Consider the following 26,385-nt stretch of genomic DNA (forward strand, 5'->3'; position numbering starts at 1 on the left):
GCTTGGCGGCCATAGCGAATTGGAACCACCCCTTCCCATCTCGAACAGGGCCGTGAAACGATTCTGCGCCAATGATAGTATACTTCTCGTATGCGAAAGTAGGTCACCGCCAAGCTTCTTACATATACTTACCCTTGGGTAAGTTTTTAGAAAAGCCCTCATTAGAGGGCTTTTCTATTTGTGCTATCTTGTATTATCAATTCATTGAATTGATTGATATAATGTATTTTTGATGGGCGTAAGCCCATTTTTTGTTTCTGTAGAGGATAAAAGGCATCTCGAATGCAGGATTTGTATTCATTATTGGAAAAATCTGTAAGCCAACTCGGATATGAATTGGTGGATGTCGAGATTTCGAACCGTGGCAAGCTAATTCGGTTGTTTATTGATAAGCCCGAGGGTATCAATATTGATGATTGTGTTCTCGTTAGCAACCAGCTAGGTAATGTGCTCGCGGTAGAAAATGATATTGACTATGACAGGCTGGAGGTTTCATCTCCTGGCTTGGATCGTGTCTTGAAAAAGGATGCTGATTTCATCAGATTTATTGGTGAGCGGGCGCAAGTGAAATTGCGTATGCCTGTTGATAACAGGAAGAATTTTATTGGTATTTTGCAAGGTATTGAGCAGGATAGCCTGTTGATTGAGCAGGAAGGCGTGCTGCATCGACTCGCCTTGTCAAACATAGACAAAGCCAGACTGGCACCTGAGTTTAAATAATTTAAGTACCTGTTGTGATACAGATTTTAGGCGGAGATTTGAAATGAGTCGCGAAATATTATTGTTGGTAGATGCGCTGGCACACGAAAAAAATGTGGCCAAGGAAGTTATCTTTACGGCTTTGGAGCTTGCGCTAGCCTCTGCAACCAAGAAACGCTTTAGTGAAGACGCGGATGTTCGTGTCGAAATTGAGCGTGATAGCGGTAATTATCATTCTTTCCGTCGCTGGCAAATCGTTTCAGATGATGATTTGGAAAATCCTGCCGCACAAATGTACACGGATGATGAGCGTGCCGAAGGACTGAATCTTGGTGATTTTTACGAAGAGCCTTTGGAATCCGTGGAGTTTGGACGCATTGGCGCTCAGGCTGCTAAGCAGGTCATTCTGCAAAAAGTGCGAGAAGCTGAGCGTGAACAGATTCTGAACGATTTTCTTGCGCGTAAGGAACACCTGGTGACGGGTGTTATCAAGCGCATGGAAAAAGGCAATGCGATTATTGAAGTCGGACGTATCGAATCCGTATTGCCGCGGGATCAAATGATTCCTAAGGAAAATTTGCGTGTTGGAGATCGTGTACGCGCGTATTTATCACGCATTGAACGAACTGGTCGAGGCCCGCAACTGGTTCTTTCACGTATCGCCCCTGAATTTTTGATCAAGCTGTTTGAGCTCGAGGTTCCAGAAATTGAAGAGGGCTTGCTAGAGATAAGATCTGCTTCTCGTGATCCTGGCTTGCGTTCGAAAATTGCCGTTAAATCAAATGACCAGCGCCTTGATCCCGTCGGAACATGCGTAGGGATGCGTGGCTCACGTGTGCAGGCTGTAACCGGCGAGCTGGCTGGTGAGCGTGTGGATATTGTTTTATGGTCTATGGAGCCAGCGCAGTTCGTGATTAATGCGATGGCCCCTGCTGAAGTGTCCAGCATTGTCGTGGATGAAGATGCACACAGCATGGATGTGGTCGTGGATGAAGAGCAACTGGCACAAGCAATTGGCCGTAGCGGTCAAAATGTTCGTCTTGCATCTGAGCTGACGGGTTGGACACTAAATATCCTGACCGAAGCGGAAGCAGCTCAAAAGCATGAAGAGGAATATACCAAGACCCGTCAGCTCTTTATCGACAAGTTGGATGTTGATGAAGAAGTTGCAGATATTTTGGTACAAGAAGGCTTCAATACATTAGAAGAAATTGCCTATGTACCTATCGCGGAAATGAGCGAAATTGATGCCTTTGACGAAGAAACAATCAATGAATTGCGTAAGCGCGCACGCGCTGCATTGTTGACTGAAGCCATTGCCAAGGAAGAGAAGCTGGAAGAGGCTTCGGAAAGCTTGCTGACAATGGAAGGTATGGATGATGCCACTGCTCATTTGCTGGCATCCAAGGGGGTTTCCACGATGGAAGACCTTGCAGATTTGGCCGTTGATGAGCTGATGGAAATGGCCAACATGGACGCGGAGCGTGCCAAGCAATTGATCATGACGGCACGTGCGCCATGGTTTGCGTAAGCAAGCCATGGAATTGAATTTCAGTTAGACGCAACAACGTTTGTAATTAAATGAACAGTGGTATGCGTAAGATGAGGATGGAGTAACAGGATGGGACAAACAAGCGTAGCACAATTTGCCAGTGAGTTAGGGCTGCCGGCCGAGCTGTTGTTGGAGCAATTAAGAGGGGCTGGGGTAAATAAGGCTGCGGCGGATGATACCTTGACTGAGCATGACAAGACCTCATTGCTGGAGTTTTTGCGCAAGGAGCATGGTGCGCAGGCACCAAAGAATAAAATTACCCTTACCCGCCGCCAGAATACGGAAATCAAAAAGACCGATAGTAGCGGTAAGGCCAGAACCATACAGGTGGAGGTGCGCAAAAAGCGCGTGTTGGTCCGTCGCGACCCATCCTTGCCCGAGCAGGATGATCAGGGCAATGAATTTATTCCCGAATCTCAGGCTGAGCTTGAAGTTCAAGAATATGAAGTAATTGCCGAAACTCCTGTTTCTGACCAGGTCGTTGAAGAAGCTGTTCATGAAGAGCCAGTTGTGGAGCCGGAGCCCATTGTGGCTGTTGAAGCTGAAGTTGAGACTGTCATAGAAGAGCCCGAAGTCATTTCGGAACCCGTTGCTGCTGCGGAAGTGGCGCCAGAGCCCGCTGTACCAGCGTCTAGCGGACGTATCAGTGTATTAAGTCCCGAACAAATTGCCAAACGCGAAGAAGAAGCGCGTCGTCACGCTGCACTGGTCGCTATCCAAACCGCTGAGTTGCGCAAGAAGCAGGAAATCCTGCAGAAGCGTCAGGAAGAGGAGGCCAAGAAAGCGGCTGCGGCCGCTGCAGAAGCTGCCAAGCCAGCCAAGGTGGAAGGGACTCTGCACAAGCCAGCCGTCAAGGAAGCCGCCAAGGCCGATGACAAGGGTGCCAAAAAAGGCAGCAAAAATAACAAGGATTGGGCGGACGCCGAAAACAAAAAGCGCGGTATCAAAACCCGCGGCGATGCTGCGCCTACACAGGGCTGGCGCACGCATAAATCCAAGTCAAAATCACATCGTGATGAAGACCAGCAACACGCGTTCAATGCACCTACGGAGCCAATTGTGCATGAAGTGCTTGTGCCTGAAACCATCTCTGTCGCTGATCTTGCACACAAGATGGCAGTTAAAGCCAGTGAAGTGATTAAGGTACTCATGAAAATGGGCATGATGGTGACGATCAATCAGGTGCTGGATCAGGAAACAGCGATTATCCTGGTAGAGGAAATGGGTCACGTAGCCAAAGCGGCAGCGGCAAACGATCCAGAGACTTTCCTGGAAGAGCATGATCATGCTGAAGCCATTCAGGAAGCTCGCCCACCAGTAGTTACCGTTATGGGTCACGTTGACCATGGTAAGACTTCCTTGCTGGATTACATTCGTCGCAGCCGTGTAGCTTCGGGTGAAGCTGGTGGCATTACGCAGCATATTGGCGCATACCATGTGGAAACCCCTCGTGGCATGGTCACATTCCTGGACACTCCAGGTCACGAAGCCTTTACAGCGATGCGTGCACGCGGTGCCAAGGCTACCGATGTGGTAATTCTGGTCGTGGCAGCCGATGACGGTGTAATGCCTCAAACGATTGAAGCTGTTCACCATGCCAAAGCTGCGGGAGTGCCCGTTGTCGTGGCCGTGAACAAGGTGGATAAGCCTGATGCCAACCCTGAGCGCGTCAAACAAGAACTGGTAACGCACGAAGTGGTTCCGGAAGACTGGGGCGGCGACACCATGTTTGTTGAAGTTTCAGCCAAGGCAGGCACGGGTATTGATGATCTGCTGGAAGCAGTACTTCTGCAGGCAGAAGTACTGGAGTTGAAAGCGCCAAAGAACACCCCGGCCAAGGGCCTGGTAATCGAAGGTCGCCTGGACAAGGGCCGTGGCCCTGTGTCGACTATTCTGGTTCAATCCGGCACTCTGCGTCGTGGAGATATGTTGCTGGCCGGCACAGCGTTTGGTCGTGTACGTGCCATGCTGGATGAAGCGGGTAATGACATCAAGGAAGCGGGCCCTTCTATCCCAGTGGAGATTCTCGGCTTGTCCGATGTGCCATCCGCAGGTGAGGAAGTAATTGTGCTGAATGATGAACGCAAGGCTCGTGAAATTGCCTTGTTCCGTCAAGGTAAATTCCGCGATGTGAAGCTGGCCAAGCAGCAGGCTGCCAAGCTCGAGAATATGTTCGAGCAAATGGCCGAGGGCGAAGTGAAGGTACTGCCGCTGATCATCAAATCCGATGTACAGGGTTCTTACGAAGCGCTGGCAACCTCCTTGCAGAAGCTGTCCACCAATGAAGTCAAGGTCAATATCATCCATACCGGTGTAGGCGCGATCAGCGAGTCTGATGTCAACTTGGCCGCCGCATCGAAGGCAGTGGTGATTGGCTTTAACGTACGTGCTGATGCCGGTGCCCGCAAGCTGATTGATTCCTCAGGCGTGGATGTACGTTACTACAACATCATTTACGAAGCAGTGGATGAAGTGAAGGCTGCCTTAGGTGGCATGCTGTCACCAGAGCAAAAGGAATCCACGATCGGTACCGTGGAAATTCGCGAAGTGTTCCGTATCTCCAAGGTGGGCGCAGTGGCGGGTTGCTATGTGAGCGATGGCGTTATCCGTCGTTCATCCAAGGTACGTGTCTTGCGTGACAATGTAGTGATTCATACCGGTGAACTGGATTCCCTGAAGCGCTTCAAGGATGACGTCAAGGAAGTGAAGTCCAATTTTGAATGTGGTTTGTCGCTGAAGAATTTCAATGAAATTGAAGTGGGTGACACGCTGGAAGTATTCGAAATTGTTGAAGTTGCCAGAACGCTTTAAGGCTAGAAGACAAACATGGCAAAAGAGTTTTCTCGTAGCGATCGCGTAGCGGAGCAAATGCAACGTGAGTTGGCGGATCTGCTGCAGTTTGAGGTAAAAGATCCACGTGTGGGCATGGTCACCGTCACTGAAGTTGAGGTGAGCGGCGATCTGGCCCATGCAAAGGTCTTTTACAGTGCCGAAAAGGGCACGCCGGAATTACAGAAAGCGCTTGAAAAAACGGCAGGTTTTTTGCGTAGTCAGCTGGCTAAACGACTTTTGCTGCGCACGGTGCCTCAATTGCATTTTGTTTACGATGCCTCTATTGATAACGGCATGAAAATATCCCGGCTGATTGATGATGCATTGGCGCAGGATAAGCTGGATCAAGAGAATGCTGACAAAGGTGATGCCTGACGCAATAACGTCAGTCATGTTTCAACGTGCAGTTCAAACGAATCAAACGCGATATCAGCGGCATATTGTTGCTGGACAAGCCGCTGGGCATATCCAGCAACCAGGCATTGCAAATCGTCAAGCGCCTGTTTCAGGCTGCCAAGGCTGGTCATACAGGCAGTCTTGATCCGCTGGCAAGCGGATTGCTTCCCATCTGCCTCGGCGAAGCGACCAAATTTTCCCATTTTTTACTCGATTCCGATAAAAGTTATCGTGCGCTAGTGACGCTGGGCAGCACGACCACGACGGGTGATGCAGAGGGGGAGGTGCTTGCGCGATTGCCAGTTACGACTACCCCAGGCGAACTTGAAGCTGCGCTGAAGAAAATGGTGGGCGATATTTTGCAGGTTCCTCCCATGTATTCAGCATTGAAGCATGGCGGCAAAGCGTTATATGAGTATGCCCGCGACGGCGTCGAAATCGCGCGAGAAGCCAGGCCAGTTAAGATACATGCGATTACTCTTGAGCGCTTTGAAGGCGAACAGTTTGAGATGGTGGTCTCCTGTAGCAAGGGTACCTATATACGAACTTTGGCCGAAGACATTGGCAAATTGCTAGGCTGCGGTGCCCATCTTGGTGGTTTGCGACGACTGACGACAGCGCATTTCAATCTGAAAGATGCCGTGACGATTGAGCAACTTGATCAAATGTCGATAGAGGCGCGTGATGCAGCTCTGCTGTCTGCCGATGCCGCGATTGAAGATTTGCCGCAAGTCAGTATCGATGCCGATAGCACGTTCTATTTATTGCGTGGCCAGGAAGTATGGAAGGCTGGATTAAGAATCGAGGGTTTGTTCAGGATTTATTCTGACCAAGGCATTTTTCTGGGAATAGGCGAACAAACATCTCGCGGGTCCATCGCCCCCAAGCGCTTGCTTCGCCAAGCCGTGTAACGAGGTTAATCTGCGGGATACGCGGGTTAATATTCCTAAATGTATAAGCCTCAAAGCAGACGGGAATTGCTTTGTTGAACTTATACTTAAATCAAGTTATAATCAAAAGTTGATTGTAAATGAATGCTCTAGCGGGGTTGATGTAGCCTGCCTTTGCATTGACGCAAAACACATCTCACAAAATACAGGATTTAAGTTATGGCAATTACAGTTCAAGAAACAGCAAAGATTGTTGCTGATTTTCAACAAGCTCCAAACGATACAGGCAGCCCTGAAGTTCAAGTTGCACTTCTCAGTGCTCGTATTACCTATTTGACAGAGCATTTCAAAAGCAATGCCAAGGATCACCACTCCCGTCGTGGTCTGCTGAAGTTGGTAAGTCAGCGCCGCAAATTGCTGGATTACCTCAAGCGCAAGAATGCTGATCGCTATCGCACTCTGATTGAGCGCCTGGGTCTCCGTAAATAATTACGTTGTACCTTGTAAAGTATCAGCGCAAATTCGTGAATTGAAGAAACAAGCCGAAGGCAAAGCGGTAACGCGGCGCTTATCGGCTTTTTTCGTTTTAATAAGGACATAAGACGTGAAAGCCATTAAAAAAACGATTACGTATGGTCAGCATGAGCTGACCTTGGAAACGGGTGAAATCGCTCGTCAGGCAGATGGCGCAGTGTTGGTGAGTTACGGTGATACCGTCGTGCTCGTCACTGTGGTGGGCAAAACCGATGTGAAGCCTGGCCAGGATTTCTTTCCGCTGACTGTGGATTATCAAGAGCGTACCTATGCTGCTGGCAAGATTCCCGGTGGTTTTTTCAAGCGTGAAGGTCGCCCTTCAGAAAAGGAAACACTGACTTCACGCTTGATCGATCGCCCTCTGCGTCCGCTCTTCCCGGAAGCCTTTTACAATGAAGTGCAGATCGTTGCTACCGTGATGTCTTCAGACAGTGAAATTGACTCCGATATTCCTGCCATCATTGGTGCCTCCGCTGCGCTGGCAATTTCCGGTATTCCATTCTATGGTCCAATCGGTGCAGCCCGTGTGGGTTACATCAACGGCGAATACGTACTGAATCCGACAGCAAGCCAGCTCAAAGAAACCGAGTTGGATCTGGTGGTCGCTGCTACCTCTACCGCTGTATTGATGGTGGAGTCTGAGGCAAAAGAACTGCCTGAAGATGTGATGCTGGGTTCCGTAGTCTATGGCCATGAGCAAATGCAAGCTGTGATCAATGTTATCAATGAGATTGCTGCAGAAGTTGCTAAAGAGCCATGGGATTGGACTCCTCCTGCTGAAAACACGGCGCTCATCGAAAAAATCACCACCATTGCTAGTGCCGATATTAATGCAGCCTACCAAATCAAGTCTAAGGGTGCTCGTTCCTCCAAGCTTGATGAAATCAAGAGTCGTGTCCTGGGTGAACTCATCACTGAAGCTACTTCAACTGAAGAAGCCAACGAGATCAAATCCATTCTGCACAATCTGGAAGCGAAGGTTGTTCGTGGTCAGATTCTGAATGGCGAGCCACGCATTGATGGCCGTAACACCCGTACTGTGCGACCTATTACCATCCGTACTGGCGTGTTGCCTCGCACTCACGGTTCTGCCTTGTTCACCCGCGGTGAAACTCAGGCGCTCGTGGTTGCAACTCTGGGTACCGGCCGCGATGAGCAGATCATTGATGCTTTGCAAGGCGAATACACCGATCGTTTCATGTTGCATTACAACATGCCTCCGTATGCCACTGGCGAAACTGGCCGCGTGGGTACGCCAAAGCGTCGTGAAATCGGACATGGTCGTTTGGCCAAACGTGCTTTGCTGGCCGCATTGCCTAGCCAGGAAGAGTTCGGTTATACCATTCGCGTTGTATCTGAAATTACTGAATCCAATGGTTCAAGTTCCATGGCATCCGTCTGTGGCGGCTGTCTGGCATTGATGGATGCGGGCGTTCCAGTCAAGACCCATGTTGCTGGTATTGCCATGGGCCTGATCAAGGAAGGTAACCGCGTTGCAGTTCTGACCGACATTCTGGGCGATGAAGATCATCTGGGTGATATGGACTTTAAGGTAGCGGGTTCCGAAGATGGTATTACCGCCCTGCAAATGGACATCAAGATTACCGGTATTACTGCCGAAATCATGCAAGCTGCTTTGGCACAAGCCAAGGAAGGCCGCCTGCACATTCTGGGTCTGATGAAGGACGCGATGGGCGAAACCCGTCAAGAGCTGTCCGCTTTTGCTCCACGTATCATCAGCATGAAGATCAACCCTGAAAAGATCCGTGATGTCATCGGCAAGGGCGGCGCTGTGATTCGTGCACTGACCGAAGAAACTGGCACCACTATTGATATTGAAGAAGATGGCACCATCAAGATCGGTTGCACCAGTGCAGAAGCAGGTGAAGAAGCCAAGCGCCGTATTGAAGCCATTACCGCTGAAGTGGAAATTGGTCAGACTTATGAAGGCACTGTCATCAAGCTGCTGGATTTTGGTGCGATTGTTTCATTGCTGCCAGGCAAAGATGGTTTGTTGCACATCTCACAAATCGCTCATCAACGCGTGAATGCTGTTGGTGACTTCCTGAAGGAAGGCCAGGTTGTTAAGGTCAAGGTCATGGAAGCTGACGAAAAAGGCCGCGTGCGTTTGAGCATGAAGGCACTGATCGATCCACCTGCAGAAGAAGCCAAGGCTGAAACCGAAGCTTCTTAAGCAATAGCACTAAAACAAAAAGGCCGGAAATTCCGGCCTTTTTGTTTTTCTGGCAAACAATCAAAAGATCGCTTGTCAGTGGAGGTGTCTACTTATTTTGCAACTTGACGCTCACGAATTTCATCCAGGGTTTTGCAGTCAATGCAAAGTGTTGCGGTAGGACGTGCTTCCAGACGCTTCAAGCCAATTTCAACGCCGCAGCTGTTGCAATAGCCATACTCGTGTTCGTTTATTTTGCCGAGGGTTTCATCGATTTTTTTGATCAGCTTGCGTTCGCGGTCACGGTTACGCAATTCCAGTGCCATATCCGATTCCTGGCTGGCGCGGTCATTAGGGTCGGCAAACATGGTCACTTCGTCCTGCATGGTATGTACAGTACGATCAATGTCGTGACTTAACTCGGCCTTCCAGTCATTCAGAATCTTGCGGAAATGATCGAGTTGCTTGTCATTCATGTATTCCTCATCCGGCTTCGGTTGATAAGGAATAAATTGTCTTGTGATTGCTTCAGCCATAGGTGCCTTGAAAACTCAAAATGCGATTGACAAAATTTAAAGCGGAGAAAGTGTACACCTAATATAAATGGGATGCAAAACACCTAACTGCATTGAACATGTTGCCTTCGTATATCAAATAAGCGTTCAAATTCCACAATGTCGGCTAGTGTACTCTCAATCAGCATACTGGTAACTATATTTGGGCGGATTCCTTGAGTTCAAGGGCCATCAAGGTATTTTCCATCAAGGTTGCTACCGTCATTGGGCCGACACCCCCGGGAACGGGTGTAATCCAACTGGCCCTTTCTTTTGCGATATTAAAGTCGACATCTCCGCAGATCTTGCCATCAGGAAGGCGATTAATACCAATATCAATAACAACTGCGCCGGGTTTTATCCATTCACCACTAATCAATCCTGGTTTGCCTGCAGCCGCTACGACGAGATCCGCGCGTTCGATATTTTCACGCAGATTTTTTGTGTGGCGATGACAGCAAGTGACAGTACATCCTGCCAGCAGTAACTCGAGAGCCATTGGGCGGCCTACATGGTTCGAGACGCCTATAACAACAGCATCCAGTCCCATCAGTTCGATATTTGCCGACTTCAGCAGTTTAATGACGCCAAAAGGCGTGCAGGAGCGCAGCGTGGGCTCACGTACCGCCAGGCGCCCGATGTTGTAAGGATGAAAACCATCCACATCCTTGCCTGCGGAGATGGTCTCGATGATTTTCTTCTCGCTGATATGGTGTGGCAAGGGAGATTGCACCAAAATACCGTCAATTTCGTTATCGTCGTTTAGCTGCTGAATGAGGGCCAGTAAGTCTGCCTCAGATGTGTCAGCGGGTAAGTCATAAGCAAGAGAGCGTATGCCGACTTTTTCACAGGCAACCCGTTTGTTCCGCACATAGATTGCCGAAGCCGGGTCAGCGCCCAGCATGATAACGACCAAAGCAGGCGCACGCTTGCCGACAGCCAAGCGTTGATCAACACGAGCCTTAAGCTCAAGTAACATGGATTCGGCAACGGCTTTGCCATTGATGAGTTGTGCGGACATAGAATTCGGATCAATGAAAAAGGATGATTTTAGCAGATTCAGTTTGACCACACCGCTGGTTTGCGCTATATTTGCGGTCCTCGGGGTGTAGCGTAGTCTGGTAGCGCGCCTGCTTTGGGAGCAGGATGTCGGGAGTTCGAATCTCTCCACCCCGACCAGTATTTCAAAACGATTGTCCGACAATCTGCCCGTAGCTCAACCGGATAGAGCACCAGCCTTCTAAGCTGGGGGTTACAGGTTCGATTCCTGTCGGGCAGGCCATGATACTGATCCCCCAGTTTCAATGGTGGCTGTAGCTCAGTTGGTAGAGCCCTGGATTGTGATTCCAGTTGTCGTGGGTTCGAGCCCCATCAGCCACCCCATCTACTTCCTTGCTTTAAATCCTCCAGTTGGTTAAGTTATCTATCCAAGTTGGTTCAGCTCGATTACGTTAATCTGTAATCATTTTAAGAGCTTGCAGGATTGATTCCTGACTGACAGGTCTTACTTCCCTCGTTACTTCTTTGCCCTCCTGCAGGAATATCAATGTTGGCCACAGTTTTACGCCGAAACTGCGACCTAGGCGACGACCTTTCCCATCTTCAATACGAAAGTAGCTTATTTGTGGGTTTGCCTTCATTAAGGCATCTACCCAAGGACGGCTACGCTGGCAATAACCACAATCTGTGGCGCCAAACTCAATCAATGCAGGGCCAGCAAGTTGGTCAATATCTGTGCGGCTAGGATCAGTGTGCTTTTCCGTCATGATGCTCCGATTTTATTAAATGATACAAATATGGTGGATATCGTATAACTGCTTGCGTTCAAAATGGGCTCGATATTAATGAAGTAAATGCGCGCATAAACTTATTGGCTAACATATTACCAACCCCTCTTGCAGGTATCTAACATGCCCGCCAGTATGGACATCTGCCATTGATGCTACTGTGCTTAGTGGTTATAGTAACGTCATGAAAAATAAAAATTCTTTAATTTAAGCTGTGGTAAGGGGGTGCCATGACTACAGCTCGTCCAGTTCTCATTATTGTTGACGATGATCCACTGATCACCGATACATTGCATTTTGTATTGGGTAAATCGTTCGATGTTTTCGTCGCGGCCTCACGCGCGCAAGCACAAAGTGTATTACGCCAGCTGAGTGAGCCACCTTCGCTTGCCCTGGTTGATCTGGGCTTGCCTCCCTCGCCGCAAAAACCGGATGAGGGGTTTCAGTTGATTTCCGAATTGCTGGCACATTCACCGACCATGAAAATTCTGGTGCTATCTGGCCAGAACGAGGCGTTTAATGTTAAGCATGCCCTGACGTTGGGAGCTGTTGATTTTATCCCCAAGCCTTGCGATGTGGAGCGCTTGCAGACCATTCTGCTCAATGCATTGCAACTGCAGCATGCTGAGCAAATTGAGGGCGCGCTAACCAGTGAAACTTCACTACCAGGCTTGCTGGGAGAGAGTGCGCCGATTCAAACCTTGCGTACGCAAATCTCGCAATTTGCAGATGCCCCGTTCCCCGTATTGATTGAAGGCGAGTCTGGCAGTGGCAAGGAGCTGGTAGCTACCAGTCTGCACCGCTTGAGCAAGCGCGCGAACGCGCCTTATCTTTCCATAAATTGTGCTGCCATCTCGCCTTTGCTCGCAGAGTCCATTTTGTTTGGGCATGGCAAGGGGGCATTCACTGGCGCGGCAAACACCCAGACAGGGTATTTTGAAGATGCTGGTGACGGTACTTTATTCTTGGACGAAATTGGCGAGTTGCCACTGGAGTTGCAGGCCAAGTTGTTACGCGTGCTGGAGAATGGCGAATACCAGCGCGTAGGTGAGACGCAGAGCAGGCAGAGCCGTGCACGCATCGTCGCCGCCACTAATCGCGATTTGCGTACCGAGGTGCGCAATGGAAAATACCGTATCGATCTTTATCACAGGCTGAGCGTATTCGCTTTACGCGTGCCGCCACTGCGTGATCTGGAAAATGACCGACTGCTATTACTGGAGCATTTCAGCCAGTTCTATGCCCGCGAGACTGGGCAGGCATTATTTACACTGGATGAACAGGCGCGGCAGTTATGGATGGATTATCACTTCCCGGGCAATGTGCGCGAGCTGCGTAACATCATCATTCGTCTCCTTGCCAATTACGCTGGCGAGACCGTGACACAGAGCCGCTTATCCTCAGAGCTGGATTTGATCGGGCAGATCAAGGTGAAAGAGATCATGCTCAACGATGGTGATGCCATCACCCTGCATGCTTACCAGCACTTGCGCAGTGAGGCCAACATCAATGTAGATGCTGTGCTGAAGCGTTGGGAAAATGCCTATGTGAATGCAGCCCTCAAGATCACCCACGGTAATTTGAGCCAGGCCGCCAAGCTGCTCGGAATCAACCGAACCACCCTATATAGCCGCATACAAACCCAGGAAGAGTACAAAGAATAGGCCCATGTACTATGCGCATTTCGGCTTAAAGGAACCGCCTTACAAAATCACGCCGAATACCGACGTGTTTTTTACGGGTGGCAAACGAGGTGCGGTCCTGGACGCCCTGATATATGCCATTCGCAGTGGCGAAGGCATTATCAAGGTGGTCGGCGAAGTGGGAAGTGGCAAGACCATGCTATGCCGCATGTTGCAGACGCAATTGCCGGAAAGCATAGAAACCGTTTACCTGGCTAACCCCAGTATGGCGCCGGATGAGGTGTTGTATGCCGTGGCCTTTGAGCTTCAGCTCAAGTTACCTAAAAATGCCGAAAAATTTCATGTCATGCAGATCCTGCAGCAGTATTTGCTCGACAGGCATGCGGCAGGGAAGCAAGTGGTGGTGTTTGTGGAAGAGGCGCAAGGGATGCCGCTGGCCACGCTGGAGGAGCTGCGCTTGCTTTCCAATCTGGAAACCAAGCACGACAAGCTTTTGCAGATCGTCCTGTTCGGGCAGCCTGAGTTGGATACCAACCTCAATGCTTCGCATATTAGGCAACTGCGTGAACGTATTACCCATAGCTTCAAGTTGCAACCGCTTGATCAGCAGGAGGTGAGTGAGTACCTCATGTTCCGCCTGCGTGCGGCAGGCTATTTTGGCCCACCTCTCTTTACGCAGGCTGCTATCAAACTGCTTTCCCAAACTGCGGAAGGTCTGGTGCGCAGAGTGAACGTGCTGGCAGACAAAGCGCTGCTGGCAGCTTTTTCAGAAAATGTATATCAGGTGCGCCCCAAGCATGTGAGGAGCGCGATCGCCGACAGTGAATATAGTCAGCGAGCACAGCTGCGAAAATGGCGGAGGTGGCAATGGATATTAGGCGGGCTTACCTTGCTCGTGGGGGTAAGCGCAGGATATATCGGGCATCAGTGGCAGGCTACAAAACCAGCTCATCCGCTTGCAACAGCGGCTGTTGCAGCGCCTCCGCCTGCAAGCATAGTTTCCGAGCCCACACGTGATAATGCGGAAGTTAAAAGTGCAGCAGTGAATGCGGCCGAGCCTGCTGTCCCGCCCGTGAAAGAGGCGGTACCACAAGATATTCTGGATGCACGTTTGCATGCGACTCAGGCATGGTTAGATCAGCAGATGGAGACAACGGTTACCCTGCAGTTAATGGGGGCATATCGCGATGCCGATATGCGCGATGCCTTGAAAACATTGGCGCTCAAGCTGTCGCCGGAGGATCTTTATGTCGTGCGCACGCGTGTTGGCGGGCAGCCATTTCTGAGTCTTTTTTATGGCAGCTTTGACAACCGCGAAGAGGCTGCATCCGCTCTGAAACAATTGCCGGAGAATGTGCGAGCCAACCAGCCACACATCAGGACTGTGGGTGGGATCACAAAAGAAATAAAACAACTTCAATAGCTTAATTGCCATACTGTACTTAATATGCGATAAATCAGGGGCTGTTTACATGGGAAATCACAAGGCACGATGAATAATAAGCTCGTCACTGCTGTTGCCTGGCTTGGGTTGGCCGGCTGTTCACATGTATCGCAGATCACGCCTTCCACCGGGCATATCGATGCGGTGACGCCTCCCCCGGCAGTTGCTGCCATCCCTCAGCCCGTCAAAATCACACCTTTTGTTCCCGCCCCCAAGGCTAAAAATCGCGAGCAGACTTACAGCGTTGTCGTGAATGAAGTACCAGTCAAAGAAATCCTGTTTGCGCTGGCGCGTGAAAGCAAGCTCAATGTGGACATACATCCCTCCATTCAGGGCAAGGTAACGCTGAATGCCGTGGACCAGACTTTGCCTGCCATTCTGGAGCGCCTCGCCAAGCAGGTTGACCTGACTTACAAGGTCGAAAACAACGTGTTGTACGTGGCCCCCGACATGCCGGTATTGCGTACCTACAAGGTCGATTATGTGAATATGTCGCGCGACACAACCGGCTTTATCGGTGCCGCGGCAGAAATTGCCAGTACCGGGCGTAGTGCCAGTACCGGGACCGCAGGTAGTGTGTCCACCGTCACAAGCAATGGCACGGGTGCCGCCAATAGCTCACGTACGGCGGTGAATAGTGAATCCAAAAATCATTTGTGGGAAACACTGATTCAGAACCTGCGTGACCTGCTGGCAGAAACCGATAAGGAAGTCATTATTTCGCGTACTGGCAGTTCGTCTCAAGTTGAGTCACCAGCACCAACGGGCGAGGGTGGTAATGCGGCCCAGCTATTAAATCCTAGCCAGACAACGCTACCTCCCAGTACGGCCAATGCGCGCAATGCTCAGGAAGAGCGCGATCAGGCACGCGCCGAGTACAAGACCTTATTTGCAGCTACCGTGATTGCCAGTCCAGAGACGGGCGTCATCAGCGTGCGTGCAACCAGCAAGCAGCATGAAAAAGTGCAGGAGTTTCTGGATAAAGTCATGGCCAGCGCCCGGCGCCAGGTATTGATCGAAGCCTCTATCGTGGAAGTAACTCTGAATGACACCTACCAAGCCGGTATTGACTGGACTCGACTGGGGGGCGGCTTTAACCTCGACGGCTCTCTTGGCACTACCGGCATTGTTTCCCCTTCCGGGGTGGCGGCCGCAGCAGGCACGTTGAGCCCATTTGTGGTGGGATATAGCAGCAACGACATCAGCCTGGGTCTCAGGCTGTTGCAGCAGTTTGGCAATACAAAAGTGCTTTCCAGCCCCAAGCTCATGGTATTGAATAACCAGACCGCCGTTCTCAAGGTGGTGGATAACCTGGTGTACTTCACGATTCAGTCGCAAATATCCCAAGGCCTCAGCACCGGCTCCACGAATCTGCAGTCGGTGACCACAACCCCCAATACCGTGCCTGTTGGCGTGGTCATGAGCGTCACGCCTCAAATCAACGATCTTGGCCAGGTCAATATCAATGTACGGCCTACGATCTCGCGTGTGGTGAGCTATGTGAATGACCCCAATCCACAACTCGCCACCGCCAATGTTACAAGCCGTATCCCGCAGATCCAGGTGCGAGAGCTGGAATCGGTGCTGCGGGTGAACAGCGGCAACACGGCTGTATTGGGTGGTTTGATGCAGGACAATATCCAGCAGGCATCCGATCGCGTGCCTGAAGTGTCCAAAATCCCGCTTTTCGGCAAGCTGTTTACTGCCCGTAGCGATTTCACGATTAAAACCGAGTTGGTGATTTTCCTGCGTCCCATCGTGATTCAGAACGCCACGCTGGAAAGCGAAGAGTTGCAGTCATACAAGCAATATCTGCCCAGCATGCAATTACAGCAAAAGCTCGATGAGTCTGCTCATTAAAGCCCTATCTCGCGCCGAACAAGGCAAAAGCAGTGGGGATGCCGCAACCCCCGATGCTTTGTCGCTTGAGCCGCAAGTAAACACAGGCAATACGCGTGAGGCTGAGCGCGCACCCGCAAGGGATAGAGCCGCAGCGAGCACATTGATGCAAGCCACTCCGCGTAGCTACGGTATTTCGCCAGCGACCATGGGCGTGCTGGGGGCCGTGCTCATACTGGCTCTGCTCTGCGGATACTTTTTATACGACTATCTGCAATCGCTTGCCAAACCTGACATCGTGATGGCAAAAATGGCCCCTCCAGAAGTGCCTGCCGTTTCAGTCAACCCGGTTGCCGAAGAACATACTGTTGTGAGCGATACTCCACCGGCTGCGGTTTCGGCCGCTGAGGGGTTCTCTAACAAACATCCTGTGCAAAGCACTGGCGCAGATTCTGCTTCCGATGTGAGTAAGCCAGCGAAAACCCCAGCCGTGATCAAAGCACCGCAGGTATTTGGCGCTACGCCGGAGCTGCCGACGACGAGTACATTTACCGTCAGCAAAAGCAACGTGGCGCCCGCCCTGAACCCGAATCTCTCCGCGGCGTATAAAGCCTGGCAGGCAGGGGATATTGCCTCAGCTCAAAAGCAATACCGCATGGTCTTGCAGAGTGATAACGGCAATGTGGATGCCTTGCTGGGCATGGCGGCTATTGCCTTGCAGCAAGGGCGGCAGGCCGATGCACGCGGCTGGTACGGCAAAGTGCTGGAGCTGGACCCGCGCAATCCGACGGCACAATCTGCCTTGATTGGTATAGGAGAGGAGGCTGATCCGCTAGGTAGCGAAAGTGCGCTGAAAAGTTTGCTGGCGCAGCAGCCTGAAGCGGCCCACCTGCATGCCATGCTGGGCAATCTGTACGCGAGCCAGCAGCAGTGGTCCTCGGCGCAGCAGGCGTATTTTCAGGCACACCATTTTGCGCCGGAGAATGTCGACTATCTGTTTAATCTGGCGGTGAGTCTGGACCAGATGGGTAAACCCGCGCTGGCGTTACCGTATTATTTGCAGACCCTGCAACGCCTGCCGGCGGCCGGGGCGTCCAAAGTGGATCGCGTCCAGCTGGAAGCCCGTATTGCCCAGCTAAAGCCCTGACCTACATTACATTTTTAAAGAGCATACTCGAACGGCATGACAGAACCTCAGCGTAAACAGCGGCTTGGTGAATTAATGGTGCAGCAGGGGCTGCTGAGCCAGGATCAACTCCGCATCGCGTTGATTGAGCAGTCGCAAAATGATATTCCGTTAGGCCGCCACCTGGTGCGCCTGGGGTTTGTGACCGAAGCCATGGTGCGCGATCTGGTCGCGGACACCATTGGGTATGAAAGCATAGACCTGGCGCCCGTGGTGGCCGATGCTGAAGCGCTCGCCATGGTGCCTGAGGACTTTGCCCGCCGTTATCATCTGTTGCCGATTGCGTATGAAGAAGCAGCGCGCCAGCTGGTGATCGCCATGGCCGACATGTTCAACGTGGTGGCGCTTGATCAGCTGCGTGCCATGCTCGGTCCCCAGATTCAGATCAAGCCAGTGCTGGCCGCTGAGGCCCAGCTGGAAGAATATATTGACCAGTTTTACGGCTATGAGCTCTCGGTAGACGGTATTCTGCGCGAAATCGAGACTGGCGAAATCGATTACCAAAGCCTGCAGGCCGATGGCAATGAATACACCCAGCCTGTGGTGCGGCTGGTGGGTTCGTTGCTGATGGATGCCGTCAAACGCAACGCCTCGGATATTCACTTTGAGCCCGAGCTGGCTTTTTTGCGCATACGTTACCGTATCGATGGCGTGCTGCGTCAGGTGCGCAGCCTGCACAAGACATTCTGGCCCGCCATTGCCGTTCGTCTCAAGGTTATCAGCGGGATGGATATTGCCGAAACCCGTGCCCCGCAGGATGGCCGCCTGCAGATTAATCTGGTGGGTCGCCCGATTGATTTCCGTGTCGCCAGTCACCCCACCATCCACGGTGAAAACCTGGTACTGCGCGTGCTGGACCGCGAAAAATCCATCATGCCGCTGGAGCGCATGGGCATGCGGCCGAATACCCTCAATGAATTGAAGCGCATGATGACGCGCCCAGAAGGTATCGTGGTTGTCACCGGCCCTACCGGTAGCGGGAAGACCACCACCCTGTATTCCCTGCTGGCGCATCAGAATACCGAGGCAGTAAATATCATGACGCTGGAAGACCCGGTGGAATATCCGGTCACCATGATGCGTCAGACTTCGGTGGCCGAGGTCAACAAACTCGATTTTGCCAATGGCATACGATCCATCATGCGCCAGGACCCGGACATTATCCTGGTGGGTGAAATCCGTGATGAGGATACTGCCACCATGGCGTTTCGCGCTGCCATGACCGGGCATCAGGTTTTCACCACCCTGCATACCAATTCCGCGCTTGGGACGTTCCCTCGCCTGCTGGATATCGGCATTTCGCCCGATATCATGGCGGGCAATATCATCGGGGTGGTGGCGCAACGGCTGGTGCGGGTCTTGTGCCCGCAATGCAAGCAAGGCCATGCGCCTACCGAAGACGAGCGCACCCTGCTTGGCTTGGCCCCCGGGCAGGATGCGATTATTTACCGGCATGTGGGCTGCAAGCGCTGTGGCTATACCGGTTATCGCGGCCGCATGGCGATTATCGAGTTGTTGCGTATCGATAGCCAGATGGACGCCTTGATTGCACGCCGCTCGCACTTGGATGAAATGCGTGCCCTGGCGATGGAGCAAGGGTTTGTGCCGCTGGCCGAAGATGGCGTACGCCGCATTCTGGAAGGCTATACAAGCATCAGCGAAGTCATGCGGGTGATCGACCTGACCAACCGGATGCGTTGAGCATGCCTACCTTCAACTACAAGGCGGTGGATCAGATCGGACGGCCTGCCCATGGCCAGATAGATGCGCTTAACGAGGTTGACCTGGAAGTGCGGCTGGAGCGCATGGGCCTCAGCATGATTACCTTTCGGCCAGCCCGGAAATCGCCCGCCTTGTTCAAACGCAGCCATATCAGCCTGCAGGATTTAATGATGTTCTGCTTTCAACTGGAGCAGCTCACCAGCTCAGGCGTGCCCTTGCTGGAGGGGTTGGCGGATTTGCGCGACAGCACAACCAACCTGCATTTTCAGAAGGTCATCGGCGCGGTGACCGCTGAAGTCGAAGGCGGCAAAATGCTGTCCCAAGCGCTGGCCGAGCACCCCAAGGTGTTTAACCCGCTGTTTGTCAGCCTGGTGCAGGCGGGTGAGCAAACCGGGCGTTTGCCCGAGGTGTTCGATAATCTCGCCAATACTTTCAAATGGCAGGATGAGCTGCTCTCGCAGACACGCCGCCTCTTGGCCTATCCACTGTTTATCATGGTGATGGTGCTGAGCGCGGTGGTGTTCCTGATGATTTACCTGGTGCCCAAGATGGTGGGCTTTCTGCGCAATATGGGGCAAGAGTTGCCCTTGCAGACCAAGGTGCTGATTTTTCTTTCCAATGCCTTCGTCAATTACTGGTGGCTGATTCTGGGGCTGCCCGTACTCGTCATTAGCGCGCTGGCTTATCTCATTCATCATTCACCGGCGGCGCGTTATCGCTTTGATTACCTGATGCTGCATTTGCCGGTCACTGGCCATATTCTGCAAAAAATCATACTGGCGCGTTTTGCCCGCTATTTTGCGCTGATGTACCAGACGGGTATCCCGATTCTTGATGCCATCAAGACCAGTGAAAATATCGTGGATAATCGTGCTGTGGCCGATGCCCTGACGCGCGCTCACCATCAGATCAACGCGGGTGAAAGCATGAGTGAGAGCTTTCGAAATGCCGGGCTTTTCCCTCCGCTGGTGGTGCGCATGATCAAGGTCGGCGAAAGCACCGGCGCGCTGGATGTCGCCTTGCTCAAGATCAGCTATTTTTATGATCGCGATGTACGCGAGTCCATCGAAAAGATGCTCAAGATGCTGGAGCCCGCGCTCACGGTCATCCTCGGTGCCATCATGGCCTTTATCATGTTTTCGGTATTGGGGCCGGTTTACGACTCCTTCAGCACGCTAAAACTCTGATGGCCCTCTTCAATAAAATCGTCCTCTGCGCTACCACTACCCAGCTGATTGCCGGGGTGTGGAGTCTGGGCAACCTGCAGTCCAGCCAGGAGTTCAGTAGTGATGCCACAGGCTACGAGCAATTTGCGCGCTTTCTTGCCCAGCACGCCAATACCCGGCTCTACATGCTGGTGGACGCGGTGGAAGAGGATTATCAGCAGGATTATCTGCCACATACCCGGGGCAGTGCTCGCCGTGAAATGCTGACGCGTAAGCTGAATCATGGCTATCGCAATGCGACGTTCAAGGCGGCGCATTTTATTGAGCGGCAGAAGGATAAGCGCAAGGATGATCGCTTCATCTACGTGGCCCTGACCAAGTCTGATTTCCTGCAACCCTGGATGCAAGCCATTGCTGCACAACGCATGCCACTGGCTGGTGTCTATCTGCTGTCGATGATGAGCGAGCTGCTGCTGCAGCGCATGAAGCTCAGGGCGCCGCATATCCTGCTCAGCGAACGGCTCAACTCCGGCCTGCGCCAGACTTATTTTCACCATGGGCGTCTGTTGATCAGCCGCTCGGCGCCAGTGTCGCCCGCTATGCAGGAGCGCATGGCCTATTTTTACCTGGCTGAAACCGAAAAAACCCGGCTTTACCTTATCAGCCAGCGGCTGGTGATGCGCGATACGCCGATCAAAATGGTGCTGGCGGACGTGGATGACACTAGCCGCCAGATTTGCCGCAATATTTCACAAGAACAAAACCTGGAATGCGTAAGCGAGGATTTGAAAGTTCTCGCTAAAAGCCTGGGGCTTAATCCAGATTTGTTGACACGCTATCCCGAGCTTTTACACATGCATCTGCTGGCAACGGGCGAGCTGCCGGTTAATCTGGCCCCGTCCAGTTATACCCGGCATTACCAGGTCGGCAATGTAGCGCGCAGTATTCATCTCGCCAGTGTGTTGACCTTGCTGGGGGGATTTGTCGCGGCTACTTATGTTGGGCAGCAAGCGGCGCAAACCTTGCAGCAGACCCGCGAGACAGGGCAGGAAACCCGACTGCAGGAGCAGAAATACCGGGAGGTGGCAAAAAACTTTCCTCAGACGCCCATCCCCAGTACAGACCTGCGTGCCGCAGTGGAAACAGCGCGCAAGCTTCAGTCATATGCACAGGCGCCACATGCCGCCATGCAGGCGCTCAGCGAGGTTTTGCAGGGGCAGCCGGATATCCAGATTCATCGCATGCGCTGGCTGCATACGCCGGATATCACCACACGCGATGATAAAGTCGCGAGCGTATCGGCTGGCCCCGCGCAAGCCACGCCCACGGATAGCCAGCTTGGCGATACCAGCACATTGCATCAGCTCGTGTTTGTGGATGGGGAGGTGGCGGGTTTCAATGGCGATTACCGGGCGGCGCTGGTGCGGGTGAATCAGCTCGCCGAAAAGCTGCGCAGCTTGCCACAAGTGGCATGGGTTGAAGTGCTGCAGGAGCCCGTGAATGTGAGCTCCTACTCCCAATTGCAAGGCAGTACCACCGACGCGGTGTCGGCTGTCTCCATGGCGGCTGATTTCAAGCTCAAGTTCATTCTCCGGCCAGCGGAGGGTTTGCAATGAAGCTGACACGCCAGGATTGGTCGCGGCTGGTCTATCCCTTGGCCGGGTTGGCGCTTGCGCTGATTGTGGCGGCCCTGCTGATAAGCTTTGCCTGGGACCGCGAGCAAGATGCCATCGAAGCGCTGCAGGCCCAGCAGCAGCAATTGCAACAGGCACGCAGTCGCTATATGGCCTCCGGCCAGGAAAAAGACACGATCGTGAATTATCTTCCTCCCTATAAAACGCTGGTGGAGGAGGGCTTTATTGGGGAGGAGCGGCGCATCCTTTGGCTGGACAGCATCCGTAATATTCATCAGGAATACAAGCTGTTCAAGATCAGCTACACCATAGGCGCGCAGGAGCCGTATACGCCGCCATTTGCTGTGGATACAGGGAGCTTCAGACTCAACCGATCTGTGATGCAGCTCGAGCTGCCCATGCTGCATGAAGGCGATATCCTGACCTTTCTGCAGGCATTGCGTCAGCAGCAGCGCAGCCCCATCATCATTCGCGAGTGTGAACTGACCCGCTTGCGTGCCGTCATGGATGCGACCATCACGCCTAATCTGTTAGCCAAATGTGAGCTTGACTGGTACACCCTGCGTGAAACGCAGCCTGGAGGTACGCCATGAGGAAGTGCTTGGCGATCTTGCTGTGCCTATCTGCCACTCAGGCGCTGGCGGATGACCTGGGGCGTTTATTTACCACGCCTTCGCAACGCGTACAGCTGGATACGCAACGTCGTAACATGCGCGCACTCCCGGAAAAAATGCCGGAACAGGAGATGGTGTCCGATATGGACACCGCACCTGCTGCGCCGATTTCGGTGCAAGGCTATGTTCGTAGAAGCGATGGCAAGCCGGGTACAGTATGGGTGAATCAGCAAGCCATGCAGGAAAATAAGGCGACTGGCGCGGTCATCGTCGAAGAAGGTAAAAACCGGCGGGTTGAAATAAAGTTGCCAGGTACCGGGCAATCAGTGAGATTGAAGGCTGGGCAGGTGTATAGGCCGGAGAGCAACAGCATTGAAGAATACAAGGCGACGGCAAGGGAGTCGGCGCCTGCGTTGCCAGAACGAGATAATGCGCCTGCGTTGCCCTGAGGATTCCTGGCCTGCAACGACGGGTCAGCAAGGGGTGATCATGATCGTCATGGCGCTGATCTTGCTGCTGGCGGCCAGCGTGGCTTTTTTTGAAGGCATGGATGGCTATCAATACAAAGTGACGCGCGAACAAAAGACGCTGGATGCCTTAGCTGAGGCAAAAGCAGCCTTGATCGGATGGTCGGTTGCACATGCGCAATACCCCGGTATCTTGCTGTTCCCTGATCGTAATTCGGATAAAAACTACGATGGGCAGAGCGACTGTGTCAGTCAGGAAAGTACCCTTGATTACAGCCATTTGCTGGGCAAGTTGCCTTATCTTGCGCAAACGGCGCCTTGCGTCGGCATCGGGGCAGGTAACTATGGTTTATCTGAAAATCTGATGGATGCGGAGGGCGAGCGCTTGTGGTATGCGGTGTCACGCAATCTGGTGCGGCCTTCCCTCAACAGTGTGGTGATCAATCCTGGTATTGCCGATGCCCCGACCTATCCCTGGCTGCAAGTGCGCGATAAAAGTGGACGCTTGCTTTCAGACCGGGTGGCAGCGGTGGTGATATCGGCAGGTCCGGTACTCGGTTCACAAAGCCGGGCGGGAGGTATTGCGGGCCCTGCGGCTTATCTGGATAGCATTACCATTAATGGCATTGCTTATTCGAATGCCAATTATGTGGTCGCGAATGAGGTTTTTATTGCCGGAGAGGCTAGCGATCGCCTCTCCAGCGAGAAGCAAACCGAATTCAATGACACCCTGGTATTTATTACCATTGATGAGCTGCTGGCTGCCCTGCAAAACCGGGCGATGGGGGAGGCGGCCACCGCGTTGCGCACTTATTATTCGGCGAGTGCAGCCGCTGCAAATGGCCGGTTTTTTCCTTATAGCTCGCTTTTGTCAGATAGCACGCGCGCCTGCCAGGAAGGCAACTTGAGCGGCAGTCTGCCGCTCATTAACAATAATTGCAGCCACCCGAATCCGCTACTGACACTACCTGCCTGGTTTGCTGAAAGCCGCTGGCAGGACTATATGAAATATGAACTCACCGCTGACTGCAGCTATGCAACGCCTGGCTGCAGCAGTGGCGGGCTGGCTCAAATATCCAACCTCAATAGCAGTCGTATTGTGAAAGTCACGCCATGATGTCGTACCCAACTACCAGCCGCGGCTTCAGCTTGATCGAGTTATCGATAGTATTGGTCATCGTAGGACTGGTGATTGCCGGCATGCTGGTGCCGCTGTCTGCCCAGATTGATCAGAAAAATTACAACGAAACGCAGAAAGCAATGGTCGAGCTGCGCGATGGCCTGATTGGCTATGCCAGCAGCAATGGCTATTTGCCATGCCCGGATACGACAGGGGATGGAGTGGAGGACCGGGATACAGGCACAGGCGCCTGTTTGGCAGACCCCGCCGAGGGTAATCTGCCTTGGGCAAACCTGGGCATGGGCAAGCAGGATGCCTGGGGGCAAAAATATCAGTATCGCGTCACCAATGGGTTTGCAAATAGTGTCACCAAATTTACCCTCTCCACCGGTCCCTCCATGACCATCACAGATACCAGTGGCGTTACATTGGCGTTACGGGTTCCTGCCGTCATTGTTTCTAAAGGCAAGTCTGGTGCGGGAGCGGGAGTGAATGAGCAGGAAAATTCTGACAAAGACGACAGTTTTGTCAGTGATGTGCCAAGTGCCGTGGCAGGCAACGAGTTTGACGACATTGTGGTGTGGGTGCCATCTACCTTGCTATTCAACCGCATGCTGACCGCCGGAAAACTGCCATAATTACAGGTATGAACGACAACCAACTTTTGCGCTATAGCCGCCATATCCTCTTGCCCAATATCGGTTACGAGGGGCAGGAGCAACTCGTCAACAGTCACGCCTTGATCGTGGGGGCGGGTGGGTTGGGGGCGCCGGTGGCAATGTATATGGCGGCCGGCGGTACCGGCAAGCTGACAATCTGTGATTTTGATACGGTGGATATGACCAATCTGCAGCGGCAGATTATTCATACCACGGCCTCTGTGGGCATCAACAAAGCGGAGTCTGCCCAACAAGCCTTGCATGCATTGAATCCGGAAGTTGAGGTAGTGACCATCCGCGAAAAATCGACAGAAGCTTCCTTAACGGCACTGGTAAGCAACGCCGATGTCGTGATCGACTGCAGTGATAATTTTGCCACGCGCTATGCGTTGAACCGTATATGCCTGGCGGAAAAAAAACCGCTGGTTTCCGGGGCGGCCATCGGCTTTGAAGGCCAGATTACAGTGTTTGATTTCCGGCAGGAAAACAGCCCCTGCTACCATTGCCTCTACCCGGATACCGGTGCCGATGATGCGCTGCGTTGCGCTGAAAACGGTGTATTTGCGCCGCTGGTGGGCATGATAGGCACAACGCAGGCCGCCGAAGCCATGAAGCTCTTGATGGGCATAGGCCAGAGTCTGCAGGGGCGCCTGCTATTGCTCGATGTATTGACTATGGAGTGGCGCAGCCTGCGCCTGCAACGTGACCCCACCTGCAGCGTTTGTCATCCTTCTTAGGGGCGGATGCGTATGTAAGGGTATTGCTCTGCGATATAGTGCAGCAGGGCATTGATGAACAGGATCAGGCCTAACATCTCCAACCCTTCTTCCAAGGTGGTAAGCAGGCTGTAGCAGAAGTCGTCCACGCCATGCAGGGCTGCGTAGCGTCCTCCCAGCGTTTCCAAACCAATAATCGCCGTGCAGTAAATACCACCAGCAAGTAGAAAGCGTATACGGTGAGTGCGGCTAAGGTGCTGCAGAAAGCGCACATACGATATGCCGATAAGCGCAATGACCAGCAAGCCGGGAATCACCCAGGAAAACTTGAGCCATACGCTGTTTTCCAGGTGAAGTTGCCTGTGGGTAATGCTGGTGAAAATCTCATGAAAGCTCATGAACTCATCAGCCGCCATCAGCAGAAAGCCCGCCGACAGGATTTGCCAGTGCAGGGTATAAGGTGCGCGCTGGGCGCGTTTAAGATAAGCGATCAAACCCAGCAAACCACTGCATGTGAGGAGGAGCACCACCGAGTAAAAGGTGGGGACATTGACTTCAGCATTCAGGTTGAAGAGATGCGTCATGCCCATCAACGAGCCATGCCCCGTAAAGTATTTGATGCCTTGAGTTACCAGGCTGGCTAGCACTAGCGTGATCGCAATGAGCAGAAAAGCACGCGTTGCAACGAGTGTTGTTTTCATTCCCCATCCCCCTTTTATTATCCAATCTGCACGCTATTGCTGCGTGCTTAGATATGG

At 52.4% G+C, this 26,385-nt stretch carries 23 protein-coding genes, 3 tRNA genes and 1 rRNA gene; 23 read left to right on the forward strand and 4 right to left on the reverse strand.

The genetic code is table 11. The features are described 5' to 3' along the window. Position 1: 1 nt before the first annotated feature. The 8 genes from rrf (at position 2) to pnp (ending at position 9,097) form a co-directional block, all read left to right on the forward strand. A 5S ribosomal RNA gene (gene rrf / locus LG204_RS04595) occupies positions 2–115 on the forward strand. Positions 116–282: 167 nt separating this feature from the next. Next, positions 283–720: a ribosome maturation factor RimP gene (gene rimP / locus LG204_RS04600; protein ID WP_230336169.1), complete on the forward strand. Its 438-nt coding sequence runs from the start codon at positions 283–285 to the stop codon at positions 718–720. Between the two features lie 43 nt (positions 721–763). Further along, positions 764–2,230: a transcription termination factor NusA gene (gene nusA / locus LG204_RS04605; protein WP_230336170.1), complete on the forward strand. Its 1,467-nt coding sequence runs from the start codon at positions 764–766 to the stop codon at positions 2,228–2,230. A 90-nt stretch (positions 2,231–2,320) separates the two neighbouring features. After that, positions 2,321–5,062, forward strand: coding sequence for a translation initiation factor IF-2 (gene infB / locus LG204_RS04610; protein ID WP_230336171.1), 2,742 nt, complete (start codon positions 2,321–2,323; stop codon positions 5,060–5,062). A 15-nt stretch (positions 5,063–5,077) separates the two neighbouring features. Beyond that, on the forward strand, positions 5,078–5,458 hold the full coding sequence (gene rbfA, locus LG204_RS04615) for a 30S ribosome-binding factor RbfA (RefSeq protein WP_230336172.1): 381 nt from the start codon (positions 5,078–5,080) through the stop codon (positions 5,456–5,458). A 26-nt stretch (positions 5,459–5,484) separates the two neighbouring features. Next, positions 5,485–6,390, forward strand: a complete 906-nt coding sequence (truB, locus tag LG204_RS04620) for a tRNA pseudouridine(55) synthase TruB (RefSeq protein WP_230336173.1) — start codon at positions 5,485–5,487, stop codon at positions 6,388–6,390. Between the two features lie 198 nt (positions 6,391–6,588). Then, positions 6,589–6,858, forward strand: a complete 270-nt coding sequence (rpsO, locus tag LG204_RS04625; protein ID WP_015829110.1) for a 30S ribosomal protein S15 — start codon at positions 6,589–6,591, stop codon at positions 6,856–6,858. Between the two features lie 115 nt (positions 6,859–6,973). Continuing rightward, positions 6,974–9,097, forward strand: coding sequence for a polyribonucleotide nucleotidyltransferase (gene pnp / locus LG204_RS04630; RefSeq protein WP_230336174.1), 2,124 nt, complete (start codon positions 6,974–6,976; stop codon positions 9,095–9,097). A 92-nt stretch (positions 9,098–9,189) separates the two neighbouring features. On the opposite strand, the gene dksA is transcribed toward pnp, so the two are convergent. Both dksA and folD read right to left on the reverse strand, forming a co-directional pair. Further along, entirely contained in the window at positions 9,190–9,612 is a 423-nt protein-coding gene (gene dksA / locus LG204_RS04635; RefSeq protein ID WP_013440900.1) for an RNA polymerase-binding protein DksA, read from the reverse strand. Between the two features lie 175 nt (positions 9,613–9,787). Beyond that, complete coding sequence (folD, locus tag LG204_RS04640; protein WP_230336175.1) at positions 9,788–10,651, reverse strand: bifunctional methylenetetrahydrofolate dehydrogenase/methenyltetrahydrofolate cyclohydrolase FolD; 864 nt, start codon at positions 10,649–10,651, stop codon at positions 9,788–9,790. Positions 10,652–10,732: 81 nt separating this feature from the next. Between folD and LG204_RS04645 the strand changes: the two genes are divergently transcribed. From LG204_RS04645 to LG204_RS04655, 3 genes are all read left to right on the forward strand, one after another. Continuing rightward, a tRNA-Pro gene (locus LG204_RS04645) sits at positions 10,733–10,809 on the forward strand. 26 nt (positions 10,810–10,835) lie between these two features. Next, positions 10,836–10,912: transfer RNA gene (locus tag LG204_RS04650), tRNA-Arg, on the forward strand. 25 nt (positions 10,913–10,937) lie between these two features. Continuing rightward, positions 10,938–11,013: transfer RNA gene (locus LG204_RS04655), tRNA-His, on the forward strand. A 68-nt stretch (positions 11,014–11,081) separates the two neighbouring features. Here the strand turns inward: LG204_RS04655 and LG204_RS04660 are convergent. Beyond that, the gene (locus LG204_RS04660) at positions 11,082–11,396 is read right to left on the reverse strand and encodes a thioredoxin family protein (protein ID WP_230336176.1); all 315 of its coding nucleotides are present in this window, start codon (positions 11,394–11,396) and stop codon (positions 11,082–11,084) included. 251 nt (positions 11,397–11,647) lie between these two features. Between LG204_RS04660 and LG204_RS04665 the strand changes: the two genes are divergently transcribed. The 12 genes from LG204_RS04665 to LG204_RS04720 all read left to right on the forward strand — a co-directional run bounded on the left by LG204_RS04665 (position 11,648) and on the right by LG204_RS04720 (position 25,648). Continuing rightward, the gene (locus LG204_RS04665; protein WP_230336177.1) at positions 11,648–13,081 is read left to right on the forward strand and encodes a sigma-54-dependent transcriptional regulator; all 1,434 of its coding nucleotides are present in this window, start codon (positions 11,648–11,650) and stop codon (positions 13,079–13,081) included. Between the two features lie 4 nt (positions 13,082–13,085). Continuing rightward, positions 13,086–14,483: an AAA family ATPase gene (locus tag LG204_RS04670; RefSeq protein WP_230336178.1), complete on the forward strand. Its 1,398-nt coding sequence runs from the start codon at positions 13,086–13,088 to the stop codon at positions 14,481–14,483. Between the two features lie 69 nt (positions 14,484–14,552). After that, complete coding sequence (mshL, locus tag LG204_RS04675) at positions 14,553–16,364, forward strand: pilus (MSHA type) biogenesis protein MshL (RefSeq protein ID WP_230336179.1); 1,812 nt, start codon at positions 14,553–14,555, stop codon at positions 16,362–16,364. Beyond that, the gene (locus LG204_RS04680; RefSeq protein WP_230336180.1) at positions 16,348–17,490 is read left to right on the forward strand and encodes a tetratricopeptide repeat protein; all 1,143 of its coding nucleotides are present in this window, start codon (positions 16,348–16,350) and stop codon (positions 17,488–17,490) included. Before mshL ends, LG204_RS04680 begins: the two co-directional genes overlap by 17 nt. Positions 17,491–17,526: 36 nt before the next feature. Beyond that, the gene (locus tag LG204_RS04685; RefSeq protein WP_230336181.1) at positions 17,527–19,230 is read left to right on the forward strand and encodes a GspE/PulE family protein; all 1,704 of its coding nucleotides are present in this window, start codon (positions 17,527–17,529) and stop codon (positions 19,228–19,230) included. Between the two features lie 2 nt (positions 19,231–19,232). After that, positions 19,233–20,438, forward strand: a complete 1,206-nt coding sequence (locus LG204_RS04690) for a type II secretion system F family protein (protein WP_230336182.1) — start codon at positions 19,233–19,235, stop codon at positions 20,436–20,438. After that, positions 20,438–22,033, forward strand: a complete 1,596-nt coding sequence (locus tag LG204_RS04695) for a hypothetical protein (RefSeq protein ID WP_230336183.1) — start codon at positions 20,438–20,440, stop codon at positions 22,031–22,033. The genes LG204_RS04690 and LG204_RS04695 overlap by 1 nt, the downstream gene beginning before the upstream one ends. After that, positions 22,030–22,644: a hypothetical protein gene (locus LG204_RS04700; protein ID WP_230336184.1), complete on the forward strand. Its 615-nt coding sequence runs from the start codon at positions 22,030–22,032 to the stop codon at positions 22,642–22,644. The genes LG204_RS04695 and LG204_RS04700 overlap by 4 nt, the downstream gene beginning before the upstream one ends. Continuing rightward, positions 22,641–23,114: a hypothetical protein gene (locus tag LG204_RS04705; RefSeq protein WP_230336185.1), complete on the forward strand. Its 474-nt coding sequence runs from the start codon at positions 22,641–22,643 to the stop codon at positions 23,112–23,114. The genes LG204_RS04700 and LG204_RS04705 overlap by 4 nt, the downstream gene beginning before the upstream one ends. Continuing rightward, on the forward strand, positions 23,095–24,249 hold the full coding sequence (locus LG204_RS04710; RefSeq protein WP_230336186.1) for a hypothetical protein: 1,155 nt from the start codon (positions 23,095–23,097) through the stop codon (positions 24,247–24,249). Before LG204_RS04705 ends, LG204_RS04710 begins: the two co-directional genes overlap by 20 nt. Beyond that, positions 24,246–24,890, forward strand: coding sequence for a type II secretion system protein (locus tag LG204_RS04715; protein ID WP_230336187.1), 645 nt, complete (start codon positions 24,246–24,248; stop codon positions 24,888–24,890). The genes LG204_RS04710 and LG204_RS04715 overlap by 4 nt, the downstream gene beginning before the upstream one ends. Before the next feature lie 8 nt (positions 24,891–24,898). Then, a complete protein-coding gene (locus LG204_RS04720) occupies positions 24,899–25,648 on the forward strand; it encodes a HesA/MoeB/ThiF family protein (protein WP_230336188.1) in 750 nt (249 codons plus the stop codon). On the opposite strand, the gene LG204_RS04725 is transcribed toward LG204_RS04720, so the two are convergent. Next, complete coding sequence (locus LG204_RS04725) at positions 25,645–26,328, reverse strand: multidrug transporter (RefSeq protein WP_230336189.1); 684 nt, start codon at positions 26,326–26,328, stop codon at positions 25,645–25,647. The two genes, LG204_RS04720 and LG204_RS04725, sit on opposite strands and share 4 nt — an antisense overlap. Positions 26,329–26,385: the final 57 nt, after the last annotated feature.

It is taken from the genome of Methylovorus menthalis (assembly GCF_020523625.1).
Taxonomy (GTDB): domain Bacteria; phylum Pseudomonadota; class Gammaproteobacteria; order Burkholderiales; family Methylophilaceae; genus Methylovorus; species Methylovorus menthalis.

Excerpts from the sequence above, each read along its gene's own strand:
- rbfA (WP_230336172.1), top strand. The coding sequence starts at position 5,078 with ATGGCAAAAGAGTTTTCTCGTAGCGATCGCGTAGCGGAGCAAATGCAA.
- nusA (WP_230336170.1), top strand. The coding sequence starts at position 764 with ATGAGTCGCGAAATATTATTGTTGGTAGATGCGCTGGCACACGAAAAA.
- LG204_RS04670 (WP_230336178.1), top strand. The coding sequence starts at position 13,086 with ATGTACTATGCGCATTTCGGCTTAAAGGAACCGCCTTACAAAATCACG.
- rpsO (WP_015829110.1), top strand. The coding sequence starts at position 6,589 with ATGGCAATTACAGTTCAAGAAACAGCAAAGATTGTTGCTGATTTTCAA.
- infB (WP_230336171.1), top strand. The coding sequence starts at position 2,321 with ATGGGACAAACAAGCGTAGCACAATTTGCCAGTGAGTTAGGGCTGCCG.
- LG204_RS04690 (WP_230336182.1), top strand. The coding sequence starts at position 19,233 with ATGCCTACCTTCAACTACAAGGCGGTGGATCAGATCGGACGGCCTGCC.
- LG204_RS04695 (WP_230336183.1), top strand. The coding sequence starts at position 20,438 with ATGGCCCTCTTCAATAAAATCGTCCTCTGCGCTACCACTACCCAGCTG.
- folD (WP_230336175.1), bottom strand. The coding sequence starts at position 10,651 with ATGTCCGCACAACTCATCAATGGCAAAGCCGTTGCCGAATCCATGTTA.
- LG204_RS04725 (WP_230336189.1), bottom strand. The coding sequence starts at position 26,328 with ATGAAAACAACACTCGTTGCAACGCGTGCTTTTCTGCTCATTGCGATC.
- LG204_RS04715 (WP_230336187.1), top strand. The coding sequence starts at position 24,246 with ATGATGTCGTACCCAACTACCAGCCGCGGCTTCAGCTTGATCGAGTTA.
- LG204_RS04665 (WP_230336177.1), top strand. The coding sequence starts at position 11,648 with ATGACTACAGCTCGTCCAGTTCTCATTATTGTTGACGATGATCCACTG.
- LG204_RS04680 (WP_230336180.1), top strand. The coding sequence starts at position 16,348 with ATGAGTCTGCTCATTAAAGCCCTATCTCGCGCCGAACAAGGCAAAAGC.
- LG204_RS04700 (WP_230336184.1), top strand. The coding sequence starts at position 22,030 with ATGAAGCTGACACGCCAGGATTGGTCGCGGCTGGTCTATCCCTTGGCC.
- rimP (WP_230336169.1), top strand. The coding sequence starts at position 283 with ATGCAGGATTTGTATTCATTATTGGAAAAATCTGTAAGCCAACTCGGA.
- LG204_RS04720 (WP_230336188.1), top strand. The coding sequence starts at position 24,899 with ATGAACGACAACCAACTTTTGCGCTATAGCCGCCATATCCTCTTGCCC.
- LG204_RS04685 (WP_230336181.1), top strand. The coding sequence starts at position 17,527 with ATGACAGAACCTCAGCGTAAACAGCGGCTTGGTGAATTAATGGTGCAG.
- LG204_RS04705 (WP_230336185.1), top strand. The coding sequence starts at position 22,641 with ATGAGGAAGTGCTTGGCGATCTTGCTGTGCCTATCTGCCACTCAGGCG.
- mshL (WP_230336179.1), top strand. The coding sequence starts at position 14,553 with ATGAATAATAAGCTCGTCACTGCTGTTGCCTGGCTTGGGTTGGCCGGC.
- LG204_RS04660 (WP_230336176.1), bottom strand. The coding sequence starts at position 11,396 with ATGACGGAAAAGCACACTGATCCTAGCCGCACAGATATTGACCAACTT.
- LG204_RS04710 (WP_230336186.1), top strand. The coding sequence starts at position 23,095 with ATGCGCCTGCGTTGCCCTGAGGATTCCTGGCCTGCAACGACGGGTCAG.
- dksA (WP_013440900.1), bottom strand. The coding sequence starts at position 9,612 with ATGGCTGAAGCAATCACAAGACAATTTATTCCTTATCAACCGAAGCCG.